Annotated in this window: 12 protein-coding genes; 6 read left to right on the forward strand and 6 right to left on the reverse strand. The window is 56.4% G+C overall.

Features of this window, described 5'->3' with window-relative positions:
* Positions 1-13 precede the first annotated feature (13 nt).
* Positions 14-1,279: a nitrate/nitrite transporter gene (locus tag ACF8YQ_RS14125; protein ID WP_396621766.1), complete on the reverse strand. Its 1,266-nt coding sequence runs from the start codon at positions 1,277-1,279 to the stop codon at positions 14-16.
* 188 nt (positions 1,280-1,467) lie between these two features.
* Between ACF8YQ_RS14125 and ACF8YQ_RS14130 the strand changes: the two genes are divergently transcribed.
* From ACF8YQ_RS14130 to ACF8YQ_RS14140, 3 genes are all read left to right on the forward strand, one after another.
* Positions 1,468-3,324 carry a histidine kinase gene (locus tag ACF8YQ_RS14130; RefSeq protein ID WP_396621767.1) on the forward strand — a complete coding sequence of 619 codons (1,857 nt, stop codon included), beginning with the start codon at positions 1,468-1,470 and terminating at the stop codon, positions 3,322-3,324.
* Positions 3,325-3,352: 28 nt separating this feature from the next.
* The gene (gene narL, locus ACF8YQ_RS14135) at positions 3,353-4,012 is read left to right on the forward strand and encodes a two-component system response regulator NarL (protein WP_011786531.1); all 660 of its coding nucleotides are present in this window, start codon (positions 3,353-3,355) and stop codon (positions 4,010-4,012) included.
* A gap of 89 nt (positions 4,013-4,101) precedes the next feature.
* Positions 4,102-4,647, forward strand: a complete 546-nt coding sequence (locus ACF8YQ_RS14140; protein ID WP_396621768.1) for an SCP2 domain-containing protein — start codon at positions 4,102-4,104, stop codon at positions 4,645-4,647.
* Here ACF8YQ_RS14140 and ACF8YQ_RS14145 read toward each other — a convergent pair.
* Positions 4,622-5,608, reverse strand: a complete 987-nt coding sequence (locus ACF8YQ_RS14145) for a bacteriohemerythrin (RefSeq protein WP_396621769.1) — start codon at positions 5,606-5,608, stop codon at positions 4,622-4,624. The genes ACF8YQ_RS14140 and ACF8YQ_RS14145 overlap by 26 nt on opposite strands.
* A gap of 100 nt (positions 5,609-5,708) precedes the next feature.
* Positions 5,709-6,551, reverse strand: coding sequence for an iron-sulfur cluster assembly protein (locus tag ACF8YQ_RS14150; protein WP_396621770.1), 843 nt, complete (start codon positions 6,549-6,551; stop codon positions 5,709-5,711).
* Positions 6,552-6,793: 242 nt separating this feature from the next.
* On the opposite strand from ACF8YQ_RS14150, the gene ACF8YQ_RS14155 reads away from it, so the two are divergent.
* Positions 6,794-7,465 carry a hemerythrin domain-containing protein gene (locus ACF8YQ_RS14155; protein ID WP_396621771.1) on the forward strand — a complete coding sequence of 224 codons (672 nt, stop codon included), beginning with the start codon at positions 6,794-6,796 and terminating at the stop codon, positions 7,463-7,465.
* A gap of 17 nt (positions 7,466-7,482) precedes the next feature.
* Positions 7,483-7,941, forward strand: coding sequence for a hypothetical protein (locus ACF8YQ_RS14160; protein ID WP_396621772.1), 459 nt, complete (start codon positions 7,483-7,485; stop codon positions 7,939-7,941).
* 40 nt (positions 7,942-7,981) lie between these two features.
* On the opposite strand, the gene ACF8YQ_RS14165 is transcribed toward ACF8YQ_RS14160, so the two are convergent.
* Genes ACF8YQ_RS14165 through ACF8YQ_RS14175 form a run of 3 tightly spaced genes read right to left on the reverse strand, consistent with a single transcriptional unit; the run spans position 7,982 to position 11,715 of the window.
* Positions 7,982-8,209, reverse strand: coding sequence for a hypothetical protein (locus ACF8YQ_RS14165; RefSeq protein WP_396621773.1), 228 nt, complete (start codon positions 8,207-8,209; stop codon positions 7,982-7,984).
* Between the two features lie 15 nt (positions 8,210-8,224).
* Entirely contained in the window at positions 8,225-9,925 is a 1,701-nt protein-coding gene (locus ACF8YQ_RS14170) for an NADPH-dependent assimilatory sulfite reductase hemoprotein subunit (protein ID WP_264186955.1), read from the reverse strand.
* Entirely contained in the window at positions 9,925-11,715 is a 1,791-nt protein-coding gene (locus tag ACF8YQ_RS14175) for an assimilatory sulfite reductase (NADPH) flavoprotein subunit (RefSeq protein ID WP_396621774.1), read from the reverse strand. Before ACF8YQ_RS14175 ends, ACF8YQ_RS14170 begins: the two co-directional genes overlap by 1 nt.
* Before the next feature lie 289 nt (positions 11,716-12,004).
* On the opposite strand from ACF8YQ_RS14175, the gene ACF8YQ_RS14180 reads away from it, so the two are divergent.
* Positions 12,005-13,243 (forward strand): FAD/NAD(P)-binding oxidoreductase, encoded by a 1,239-nt coding sequence (locus ACF8YQ_RS14180; RefSeq protein WP_396621775.1) that lies wholly within the window; start codon positions 12,005-12,007, stop codon positions 13,241-13,243.
* The last annotated feature ends 2 nt before the right edge of the window (positions 13,244-13,245 follow it).

The following is a 13,245-nucleotide window of genomic DNA, read 5'->3' on the forward strand; positions in this document are numbered from 1 at the left end:
GTGGGTAGGTGATCTATATCCCGGGGTGGAGAAGCATGTTTCGCTCCTCTCTGCGGGCGTGCCGGGAGAAAAGCAGCAAACTGCCACTCAGTAACAGGAAGAGGATCATGAATACTGCGGTGCGCACCCCCAGCCACTGATTCAAGCCGCCAAACGCAACCGGCAGGACAAACGCAACGGCACAGGCGCTGACCAGCAATACACCGGCAAACAGGGACGCTTCCTGTCGATTGGCCAGTATCACCATGCGCTGAAGCGACCCCATGGCGGTGCCCATGGCAACTCCCAGAACCACCACCAGGCCGCTCTCAAGGATGACGGGGAGCACAAACTCCACAATCAATATCTTTTCTACCCCGGTAATGAACAGCGTCATGGGTGGGTAGGAAAGCACCAATAATGACAGCAGGCACGCGGCTAATGAGCGGGTAGCAACCCTGGCCGAGCCATAACGGTCTGACAGACCGCCACCGATAGCCTGGGCCACAGCACCGGGAATCACGAACCATTGCGCCAGCCTCGCGCCGTCATCGAGTGATAACTGATACTGACCAGAGAGAAAATCCGGCAGCCAGAGCGCAAGAGCAAAAAAGCTACCGGCCACCACGCCGAAATAAAGACACAGGGGCAGGTTCCGGCCCCGCCGTATGACCCCGAGAATTTCCCGAACGGACCTTTCACGGCTCTCGTCTTCCTCACTGGTGGCATCGGTCAGCATGATCAGAAGCGCAATAACGAGCAAAAGGGTAATCAGGTAGGCCATCGGCACCCCTTGCCAAGAAAACGCCTCGTGAAATAAAGGTACCAGATAGTAATTGAAACCAGCCCCGGTCACGCCTGCGCCAAAAATACCCAGCACCAGGCCCAGCCTTCGCTGATCGCAATGACTGATTACAAACTGCAGTCCGGCACCGTAGAAACCGCCCGCCAGCCCCAGCCCGGCCGCGGCCACAAGGTAACCAATATAGGTGTCTGTCAGCAGCAGTATCCCCATACACACCGCAAGACCGCACAGACACAACAGCATGATTTCACGGGCACCGTATCGCTGTGCCGCAAGCCCGGCAGGAATGGCAAGTATGGCGCTGACCGCCATGGGCATGGCCAGCAATATCCCAAACTGCAAACTGCTGAGGCCCAAATCGGCTCTGAGATGCACCCCGGCAACGGCGAACAGCGTCCAGCAACCGGCCGCCACAACAAAGCCTGTCAGCGCCAACGGCAGTACCACCGCTAACGACGCCAGCCTGTCGTCATCCTGCTCCGATTGCGAATGCATTCTGTTACCCCGAAAAATAACCAACCTTTAGTGTCAACTTTTGCCCGATCAAGGGTCAAAGGCTATGATGGGATATAAACCATTGGGGTAATTGACTATCCTCAAGGAGGTATCACGGCGGCTGGTTTTACACGATAATTTCTTACCGCCTTGCGCTATTCCACTTCCCTTGAGCATTAAAGACATCCATGACTTCCAGAAGCCCTCTTGTAAACCGCCTCGCGGTGATCATTGGCGCCATTGTGCTGACAGCTATCGTCAGCATGGCCACAACTCTGGCTGTATCCAACAGCATTGAGGGCAATGCCACCGCCATTAACCTTGCCGGTTCTCTGCGCATGGGCGCTTTTCAGTTGGTGGCCCGCTCAGCGACCGAAGACTACCGGAATGGCCAGGGGGCGATCCTGGAGCGCATCGCCGAATATGAGGAACGGCTGAAAGCCCCCGCCATCACCCGTTCATTGCCCGGCACCGATGATCACCCGCTATTGCAGCAATATCGAAGGGTTAATGAACAATGGGCCACTCAGCTCAGACTGGAACTTGAAACCCATGAGGCGGGCACTCCTATCACTGCGGCAATGGTTGGGGCAGTGGAAGAGTTCACCGGAGAAGTGGATCTTCTGGTTTCGATGCTGGAGCAGCGCACCGAAGCCCGCATTGATCTGCTCCATCTTATCCAGATAATCAGCATGATCTTCTCGGTGTTGATCGTCGTCGCGCTATTCCTGGATCTTAAAAACCGGATTCTCAGGCCACTGCGAAAACTCGTGGGTATTGCTACAGCCGTAGGAGAGCAGAATTTCAGCCACAAAGCCAACCTCAAAGGCTCCGATGAACTGGCACAACTGGGCCAGGCCTTTGACCAGATGACCAGTGAACTGGCGCTGACCTACTACGAGCTTGAAAGCCGGGCCCGGCAGAAAACCGAAGAACTTGAAATCAGCCACGCGGCTCTGCAGGTAATGCACTCCGCCAGCCGAGGGCTGTTCGCCAATCATGATCTGTGCAGTGGCGCCATCCCGATGCTGCAGGATCTGGAGCAGCTGCTGGGCATCGGCCCCATCCGCCTGTTCCTGCATGACAAGGAATCGGCAGAACCGGTAGAGGCCATTACCACCGCCACACCCAAACGCCCCTTCTATTGCCGGGATCACCATTGCAATGCTTGCCTGGTAACCCCCGAGGTCTACGATGGGATGCCGCTGGAAAATAATGACGGCCGGCGGCTGTTGCTGCCCATCCGCACTCCCGGGCAGTTGCTGGGCACCCTGGAGGTCTGGTATCCGGCTGAGAAAGGATTACCGGAGACCTCTCGCCGCCTGCTGGAAACCCTGACCGACCAGCTGGCAACTGCCATTTTCCTGGAAAAACAGATCACCGAAGAACAACAGCTGACGCTGGCAGAAGAACGCACGGTGATTGCCCGGGAGCTGCACGATTCCCTGGCACAATCGCTTTCGTACCTGAAAATGCAGGTGACCCGTCTGCGCCGGCTGAATATTGAAGGTGAACAGAAGCCTATCCACGATGACATTCTGGAAGAGTTGAGCACCGGTCTGAACAGCGCTTATCGCCAGTTGCGAGAGCTGCTGGCCACCTTCCGGCTGAAGCTGGATACGCCGGATCTGGCGACTGCCCTGCGTAAAACCATCGATGAATTCTCGGAGCGCCTCGGTAAACCGGTAGTGTTCGAGTACAACCTGCCGCCGCAGACGCTGTCGCCCAATGAAGAAATCCATACTTTGCAGATCATCCGTGAAGGGCTGGCCAATGCCGTCAAACACGCCGACGCCACTGACATCTCTGTTAAAGTTCTGTTCGATTCACCGCAGGTGCGAGCAAGCATACAGGACAATGGCAGGGGATTACCCGGTGGCGACCAGCCCGTAAACCACTATGGCCTGGTTATCATGCAGGATCGCGCCCGAACACTCGGCGGCAAGGTGAATGTGCGAAACAGAGATGAAGGCGGCGTGGAAGTCACGCTAACATTCGTACCCAAGAGCCGCAATCTGATTCCAACGGAAACTTCGCCGGCCTGAGCCGAGCGCAGGACAAAAGAGAGAAACAATGTCTGAGACACCCGCAAGCATTCTGTTGATCGACGACCACCCGCTGCTGCGCCAGGGCATCAAACAGCTGATCGGCATGGAAGACGACATGGAAGTGATTGGCGAAGCCAGCAATGCCGCCGATGGCATCCGTCTGGCCACCGAGCTGGAGCCGGACCTGATCCTGATGGACCTGAACATGCCGGAAATGGACGGTATCGAAGCCCTGAGAAAGCTCAGGGAACAGAATGTCAGTTCTCGCATTGTGATGTTCACCGTCTCCGACCAGGAAGACGATGTGGTTGCGGCACTGCGCGCGGGCGCCGACGGTTACCTGCTCAAGGACATGGAGCCGGAGGACATGATCGCCCAGTTGCATCAGGCGGCCGTAGGCAAGATGGTAATCAGCGACCGCCTCACCACCCTGCTGGCCGAAGCCCTGCGCTCCAACAAACCGCAGCAGACCAGCCGTCCCGACTTCGACAGCTTGACGCCGCGGGAGAAAGACATCCTCCGGTTGATTGCCGAAGGCCTGTCCAACAAGATGATCGGGCGAAAACTCGACATCAGTGACGGCACTGTCAAAGTTCACGTTAAACATCTGCTGAAAAAACTGAACCTGCGCTCGCGGGTGGAAGTGGCCGTCTGGGCGGTCGAGGAAGGCCTGCACAAGGGCTGACTGGCATTCGCCTGAGTTATATCAACTCCGTTTTGTACGGTTTGAGGTAGGCTCTCCCGATCTGTTCAATGATTCCAGGAGAGCCTGCCATGCTGCCCACCATGCCCAGTTTCGGCAAATTGCCCACACCGCCCGGGTTCGCGCAGCTGCAACGCCTGAGCAGTCAACTCCAGCACAATCCGCTTGCGGGCCAGACCATAGCCATCATCCGGGAGTATGCCCCGTCACCGGTGCCGCTCCTGAACGGCATTGATCAGCGAATTCCCCTCCACCTGAAACAACTGGCAGCGGAAGCCCCCCTCAACCGGCTTTTCTCGGACGCCATTGCAGAAGGTGAATTCGACGATTTCGAGGGCCGTCGAATCCGCCTCGAAATCAATGGCGGCCAGCCAGGCATCACCCTCGGTTACTGGGCCGGGCGCCTGCGGGTGCTGAACGGTCCTGGTGAAGCCACTATCCGAGGGTCCGTTGGTGCATTCCGTACATTGGCGGAACGAAAGCAAGACCCCGATCAGTTATTTTTCCAGCGCCGGCTGGTTATTGAGGGGGATACTGAACTGGGGCTGGCCCTGAAAAATCTGCTCGACAGCCTGGACTGGCATCTGCGGCTCAGGGATTTTCTGAAACCCTGGTAAGCGCCCACTCCGGGAAGGTTCGCCAGTTGGTAACCCAGGCAGGATGAGGGTGGCGCTTGAGAAAAGACAACGATGAATAGCCGGTACCGAAGTCGTCCAGGGAAAAGGTCACGCCAAGCAGTCGATGCGCGGCATCTTCACCGAGACAGTCGTTGAGATCCTTGAAGTTATCAAGATCAATAGACACCAGGGCTGCCGAGTTCTCAGGTCTTACTTCTTCGCCCAGATATTCCCGGACTCGGCGAACGATGCCATTGCGGTTCCAGAGGCCGGTCAAGGCATCGGTATAAGCGAGGGTCTCCAGATGTTGCTGATACTCAAGGGCCTGTTCTTCCAATGCTTGATGAAGCCTTTCATGCTGGATTCGGGAAAGCTCATCCTCTGCCCTCAAGCGAGCCATTTTCTCCCGCATCAACTGAATCGTGCTTGATGAAAGCTTTCCGTAAATTTCCAGCAACGCGTTGACCAGCACCGAGGCAGAGCCGCTCAGTTCTGAATCGACCCGGTTCCTGGCTTCACTCACTCCCAGACCTTGCTGAACCAGTTCAACCGTTAGCGCCATTCGGCGATCAGACTCGAGAATATGGAAGGCTAACCAGCGTGTGAGAAAGTCAAACAGCCGGGTCAACACCTCTTCCTGAGGTTCGCGACTGTTGCGCAGCTCCTCAACCTGCGCAAAAAACATCTGGTGTGACTCGCAGTGGCTTTTCGCCATCGCTGCTTCACTGAGGGTTTTGTTCCAGATCGTTTCCTCGTATTCAAAATGAAACGCCGCGTAGGAAAGCAACTCATCAAGAATCTGATCGGGCGTTAACTCGGAGGTGTCCGACGCAAAGTGCCACGCCAGTCGATTCAGGATATTGACCAGCACCTTGTGCTGTTGATCAATATCATCAATGCCGGTTTCGAAATTCCGGTTCCAGGGAAAGATTTCGAAGGCATTCGGCACATTATTGGTCACAGAAGGACTCCCAAAACGGAAACCACCGCTTTGAGCATAGTTCAACTGCTGTCATATGAACTTGTTTAATGTCAGAGAGCCTCGGACTGCAGATAGTGGCTCAGATCAGCCCCAGTTCAAGCCGCGCTTCCTCATCCAGGCTGTCATAACTCCAGGGCGGATCGAACACGATATCCACCTGACACTCCTGTACATAAGGCACCTGCAAGGTCTTGCTCCTGACATCATCGGCGATAATGTCGCCCATACCACACCCCGGCGAGGTCAGCGTCATGGTGACCTTCACCAACTGTTTTTCCTGGTTAATATCCAGGCCATAGACAAGGCCCAGACTGACGATATTGACGGGAATTTCCGGATCATACACCTGGCGCAGGCTGTCCCGGCACTGATCTTCACTGATCAGGCCATCCTCCGGTGGTTCAAACATGATGATATCGGTTTGCAGGCCCAACTGACGGGCCACCTCCGGAGACAAACGGTAAAGGTTACCCTCGTAGTTCACTGTAAAACTGCCGCCAAGTGCCTGAGTAATGGTGACCTCTGCCCCCTCCGGGATCGTAAAGTCCGTGCCGTAGGGAACGCGCAAGGCAGGACAATCCTGAGATAACGCGAAGGTTTTGGGTGGCTTTGCCGGCTTCTTGCTGTTCGGGGCCTTAATGGTCAGAGCCTGCAGCTTGCCTTCACCCTGCACACCAATTTCCATATCTTTGAGGTAAGGCACACTGGAGGCATCAAAGAACAGGGTCAGGTCTTCAAAATCCCGACGGATATCACTGGCGGACTCCTCTCCCGGCGGACAGAAGGCCAGGCACGTTTCTGCCTGAGAGGTACCGCCCTTATCCACATACACTCTGGCGGCCATACCCGGCACTTCCTGCTTTGCCAACACCGCATTCAGATAGTCGCGGGCAGCCGGTGTTACTTCAGCGTTGATCTCCACAGTTAACCACCTCCCGCTCTCTCTGTTTTTCCCGTAGATATTTCGCCCGGTTGGATTTGCATTCATCCCGAACCAGCTCCAGCCAACTCAGGTGCTGCGCCCAAAGCTCATCTTTTATGTGTTCCGGCTTACGGCACTTCCTCATCATTTCCTCCCTCACACGACAAGAAAATGAGAATAATTCTTGACCACTATTAAAATGTATCTTATATGTATGTTAAAGCAAGAAAGGAGGATGAGCAATGAACTATCAGGATATTCTTGGACGCTGCAGCGAAACCACGGTCAGCCAGTTGGCAAGCAAATGCCCGGAAACACTCGATGTATTCCGCCGATACGTGCCGCATATCGAGAACCACCGCCTGGCCACCGTGGCTATGGTCGCCTCCATTGCCAATGTTGACCCTGGGAAGTTATGCCAGGAGCTGTTTGACACTGTCATGGAGCAGGCATCGATTGAAGAGCTGGATACTGACGTACTGTTGGAGCTGATACTGAGGGGGTACGATGCCGCTCACCTCGCCAAGCTGCCCGAAATCCACCGGCTCGCCCGCAAGATTGAAGCGGTTCACAGAGCAAATCCGGACGTACCGAAAGGCATCACGCTGGCGGTCAAAAAGCTGGAGCACCTGCTTCGAGATCATATCGAGAAGGAGAACACTCACGTACTGAATCAGATGGTGCATGACCAGCCTCCGCGCCCGGAAACGCCCATCGCCCAAATGAACGAAGAACATTCAATCATCAAAAAACAACTGAAAAAGCTCCGCGATATGACCCAAAACTATCGGGCACCGGAGTCTGCATGTCGTTCATGGAGGCGCTTCTACCATGAACTGAAAGCTCTGGATTTCAGGCTTTCTGAGCAAATCTACCTGGAGCGGGATGTGCTGTTCCCGCGCTTTCAGTTCTGAACCGAGGGGACAGAATTATGGCCTTTAAACAACTGAAAAACCTGATCGAGTGGATAACCGAATACCACGAACTGCTCGAAAAACAATATGAGATACTGGCTGCAGTGCAGGAAGACGAACGTATACAAATGGCACTCAGTTTTCTGGCAAGTCGGGAGCATCGCCAGGCGGAAGCCATGGAGGACTTCCTGCAGGATGCCGACGATGATTTGATGGACGCCTGGCTGGTTGACTCTCAGGATTTCGAAAGCCGCCGGATCCCGGACCGGATACCAGCCTGTACAGGGTGCCATGACATACAGGATGTTCTGAAGAACATTCTGGGTTCACACAAAACCCTGACGGAAATGTATGAACTGCGCGCCAAACTTGCCCAGAATAATCGTGAGGCGGAACTCTTCAGGGAGCTGGCAGCCAACCAACAGGCAGAAGCCCGCCTGCAATCCAGGGATATTGGGCGGCTGGAAATGTACTAACGACGCACCACCAACGCTTACGGTCCGCATGAAACCCCGGTCAAGCCGGGGTTTCGTTTTTCTGAAGATACTCCCGGTATACCTGGATGGAGGCCAGCAGGCTTTCCCGAAAAGCGGCACCGTATTGGTTGCCACCGGAATCCGACTCCCGAAGGGCAGACGCATACTGGGCAACACCCTGCCGTGCGAAGGTCAACGCCGCTGCCATACCATCACGGTTCTCAACAAAAGCAAGCCTTTGCCATTCCAGACTCTCCGGGGTATCCATTGATCATCTCCAGAGTTATTTCAGCGCTTCATGGAGCATAGCCGGCGTACGCTCGGCTTCAACCACCCCGGTGCGCACCAGAAAATCGCCAAAATGCTCTCCCGCCTGGCGTTGCTCCCGGTAGGCACGGAACAGCGGCCGCAATTCGGCGAGAACCGTATCAACATCAATGTTTTCACGGTACAGCCGGTTCATCCGCTGGCCCGCAAAGTCCGCCCCCAGGTACAGGTTGTATTTGCCAATAGCCTTGCCGGTGAGGGCAATTTCGCCCAGGTAGGGCCGGGCACAGCCATTGGGGCAGCCGGTTACCCGGATGTTGATAGCGTCTGGTTCCAGCCCCTCATCGGCCATCAAGCGTTCAATCTGATCAATAAACCCCGGCAGAAAACGCTCGGATTCGGCCATGGCCAGGCCGCAGGTCGGGAAGGCAACGCAAGCCATAGAGTGCTGGCGCAGGGGTGTGCTGCGGTTGCCGGCATCCAGGCCATACTCTTCCACCAGCGCATCAATGGCAGGCCGCTGCTCAGCGGAGACCCCGGCAATCACCAGATTCTGGTTGCAGGTAATCCGGAAATTACCCGAGTGAAGCTCGGCAATCTTTCGCAACGCTGTGCGTATCTGGCCGCCCTCTTCTGTATCAGCCACCCGGCCCGTGGGAATCAGCAGGGTCAGGTGTTGCAGCCCGTCTTCGCCCTCTACCCAGCCAAACCGGTCGCCATTACTGCTCAGACTGAAACTGCGGGGCTTCTCAAAAGCCTGGCCATGGTATTCCTGAAACTTTTCCCGGAACCAGTCCATGCCATGGTCATCAATGGTGTACTTGAAGCGGGCATGGGCGCGGTTGGTGCGATCTCCGAAATCCCGCTGGATGGCACAGATGGCCTGACAGGCATCCACTATCTGGTCTTTAGGCACATACCCGGCCATGGTCGCCAGCCGTGGGTAAGTTGCCGGATCGCCATAGGTGAGCCCCATGCCTCCGCCAACCACCAGGTTGAAGCCCTGTATCCGGTTATCCTCGACAATGGCAATCAGGCCGATGTCGTTGGCGAATACATCGCAGTCATTCTCCGGCGGAATGGCCAGGGCTATCTTGAATTTCCGGGGCAGGTATTTGTAGCCGTAGAACGGCTCTTCCTCTTCCCCCAGGGCTGCCACTCGTTCTTCGCCCAGCCACACTTCACCATAGGCACCGGAGCGCCAGCGCAGGCGGTCACTGATGGCCAGCGACAGTTCGTGAATCTCCCGGTGCAGGTGGGACAGCTGCGGATTGACGTTGCTGATCACGTTGCGATTGACGTCGCCACAGGCGCCCCGGGTATCCAGCCCCAGTTCGTTGACCATTCTCATGAAGGTCTGCATTTTTTCCTTGAACACACCGTGGAACTGGAAGGTCTGGCGGGTGGTCAGCCGCAGAGTGGAATTGGCACACTCATCGGCAATCCGGTCCAGCCCCAGCCACTGCTGGCTGGACAGCACCCCACCCGGCAGGCGCAGGCGCACCATGAACTGATACAAAGGCTCCAGCTTCTGGCGCCGGCGTTCGTCCCGCAGATCACGGTCATCCTGCTGGTAACTGCCGTGGAATTTGGTCAGTTTGGTGTCATCCTCCGGCAAGGCTCCGGTGGCCCGGTCTTGCAGACCTTCCAGGATAGTGCCCCGGAGGTAGTCGCTCTCGCGCTTGATTATCTCGGCTTCTGGCAGTTTCTCACTCATCAGTACACATCCCGCTGGTAACGTTTATCCCGGTTCAATTGGCGCAGGTAATCTTCAGCCTGCTCTGCAGTTTTGCAGCCCTGCTCACAAACAATATCAAGCAGTGCCTGATGGACATCCGGTGCCATGCGCTCGGCATCACCGCAGACATAGAGGCTGGCGCCGCGCTCAAGCCAGGCCCAGACTTCTGCCCCCTGCTCCCGCAGGCAATGCTGAACATAACGCTTTTCCTGCTGATCCCTTGAAAAGGCCACATCCAGCCGGGTCAACAGGCCATCCCGGCGCCACTTCAGCCATTCACTCTGGTACAGGAAGTCGCTGCGAAAGCGGCGGTCACCGAAAATCAGCCAGTTATCTCCCGTTGCCCCCCGTTCTTCCCGCTCCTGCATGAAGGCCCGAAAGGGTGCCACGCCAGTACCGGGGCCGACCATGATGATCGGAGCCTCATCGTTGTCCGGCAGTGCAAAGTTCTTGTTCGGGTCGATGTATACGGGCACGGTAGCGCCCTCTTCCAGGCGGTCTGCCAGCCAGGTGGAAGCCACGCCTTCACGATCCCGTTCGTGGCTGCGATAGCGCACGGCGGCGACGGTAATATGGACCTCATCTTCCTCAGCGGCCTGACTGGAGCTGATGGAGTACAACCGCGGTGGCAACTTGCGCAGCAGATTCACCAGTTGCTGCGGCTGCAGTGATGGCACTGGCCAGCGTTGAACCAGATCCAGCAGATCCCGCCCCCCCGTCCAGTCCCGGAGCTCGCCAGCGTTGTCGGCCAGGGCGCTCAACTCCTCCTGACCCGCCAGCTCTGCCCACTGTTTGATCAGTGGTGGCGTCAGCAGGGTGATCTCACGGTGCCGGGCCAGGGCCTCGCCCAGAGTACCGGCCACGCCATTGATGTCCACCGGGGCTTCACTGTCAAAGTCCAGTGCTGACAACAGTTGTGACACCAGTGCCGGGCTGTTTTCCGGACACACCGCCAGGGCATCGCCCGGCTTGTACTGCAGCCCCGAATCTTCCAGGGAAAACTCTATATGCCGAACTTCCTTGTCAGAACCCCGGCCATTCAACAGCTGGTTGGTCAGGATCGTCGCCTGAAACGGGTTTTTGCGGCTATAGAGCGATGCGGCTGTCGAACCAACGGCCGTTGTGGCAGAGGCGACCGGCTGGGAGGCGCCGGCCTCGGATGCCACGGCCTCAAGCACCCGTTCAATCCACTGTTCTGCCAGGTCTTCATAGTCCACATCACAGTCAACCCGCTCGGCCAGTCTGGAGGCCCCCAGCTCCGTCAAGCGCTGATCAAAATCCCTGCCGGTCTGGCAGAAATGCTGGTAGCTGGAATCTCCGAGGCCCAGAACGCTGTAGCGCAACTGGCCCAGTTTCGGGGCCTTCTTGCCCATCAGGAATTCGTGGAAATCCAGCGCGTTGTCGGGGGGATCGCCCTCGCCCTGGGTGGATGTCACCAGCGCCAGGAACTGTGACTGCTTGAGCTGCTTGGGCTTGTAGTCCGCGAGATCAACAACTTTTGCGGCTATGCCTTTCTCCGCCGCACGGACCGCCAGTTGCTCCGCCACGCCTTCGGCGTTGCCCGTCTGGGAACCGAAGAGGATGGTCAACTCGCGGCCACCGACAGCTGAAGCTTGAGACGCGGTTGCTGACGGGGAGTTGGAAAAGCAATAGCCTGCCAGGTACCCGGCAAGCCAGTAAATCTGATCAGAGCCAAGCTCAGCCAGTAACTGGCCCAGGCGTTGCTGCTGCTCTGCAGACAGCGGAGATGAACTGAGATTGTTTGTCATGAAAAGCCACCGAAACACATCGTTAATGGCCCCACGGGACCTACCCGGGTTGAGCCGAAAATGTCACGGGCACTCTAGGAAGCTAACACAACCCCGATAAATCAGATTATTTTTATTTTAGTTATCCAATTTATCGATTTACATATTAAACATTTGTTTTTAAAGGGGTTTAAGCATATTCAAAAATAATAAGCCGGAGATGACTTCGATCATTTTATGATATTTGGTTTTAGATTTATGCTTCCTTCCAAACTTTTTAGTCTATATAACCGACAAGTGGAATAGCATTATGGCCAAACCGGAAACTACCCAGCATCACACCGTCGTTGTTATCGGCGCCGGCGCCGCCGGCACCAGCGTTGCCGCCTCGCTACTCCGCCAGCGCCCGGGGCTGGACGTTGCGATTGTTGAGCCCAGCGATGTTCATTATTACCAGCCCGCATTCACTCTGGTGGGCGGCGGTGCCTATTCGCTTGCCAAAACGGCCCGACCCCAGGCCGAAACCCTGCCAGACAACGCCCGCTGGGTAAGAGCTGCCGTTACCGAATTGCAGCCTGACACCAACACCCTGCTGCTCTCGGATGGCCGCAAACTGGCTTACGACATTCTGGTAGTGACACCGGGCCTGAAACTGAACTGGGACGGAGTGGAAGGCCTGCGAGACGCAATCGGGCGCAATGGCGTCTGCAGTAATTACGACCCGGCAATGGCGGAATACACCTGGCAATGCCTGAAGGCATTCCAGGGCGGCAAAGCCCTGTTTACTCAACCACCAGCACCCATCAAATGTGCCGGTGCTCCCCAGAAAATCGCCTACCTTGCAGCAGATTATGTGCGCAAAAAAGGCCTCAGTGGCAGCAGCGAACTGAAATTCTACGCAGCCGGTGGTGCGCTGTTCAGCGTGCCCGATTTCGTTCCACCCCTGACTCAGGTCGCCAAACGACATAATGTCGGATTGCTGATGAACCACAATCTGGTTGCCGTTGACGGCGAGAACAAGGTTGCCACCTTCCGTTTCACCAACAGCGCCGGCGAAGTCAGCGAGGTGAAAGAGAACTTCGACTTTCTGCATGTTACACCGCCACAGTGCGCGCCGGACTTTATCCGGAACAGCGCCCTGGCCAATGCCGAAGGCTGGGTAGAGGTAGATCAGCATTCCATGCAACACGTTCGTTACGACAACGTATTCAGCCTGGGTGATGCCAGCTCTCTGCCCACCTCCAAAACCGCTGCAGCCGTTCGCAAACAGTCACCGGTTGCCGCTGCCAACATACTGGCCCGATTGTCAGGCCGTGGTCTTGATGCCAGCTATGATGGCTACACCTCATGCCCGGTAGTGACCGGCTATGGCACCGTTATGCTGGCCGAGTTCATCTATGGCGGTAAGGTAACGCCCACGCTGCCCCTGAGCCCGTTCAAGGAATCCCGATTCTACTGGCACGTAAAGAAGCGGGTTCTGCCGCCGTTTTACTTTGACTACATGCTCAAGGGTAAAGAGCGGGATATTGCCCACAAACCCCTGAAGTGACG

The organism is Marinobacter sp. W-8, from assembly GCF_044342215.1.
In the GTDB taxonomy this organism is placed as follows: Bacteria; Pseudomonadota; Gammaproteobacteria; order Pseudomonadales; family Oleiphilaceae; genus Marinobacter; species Marinobacter nauticus.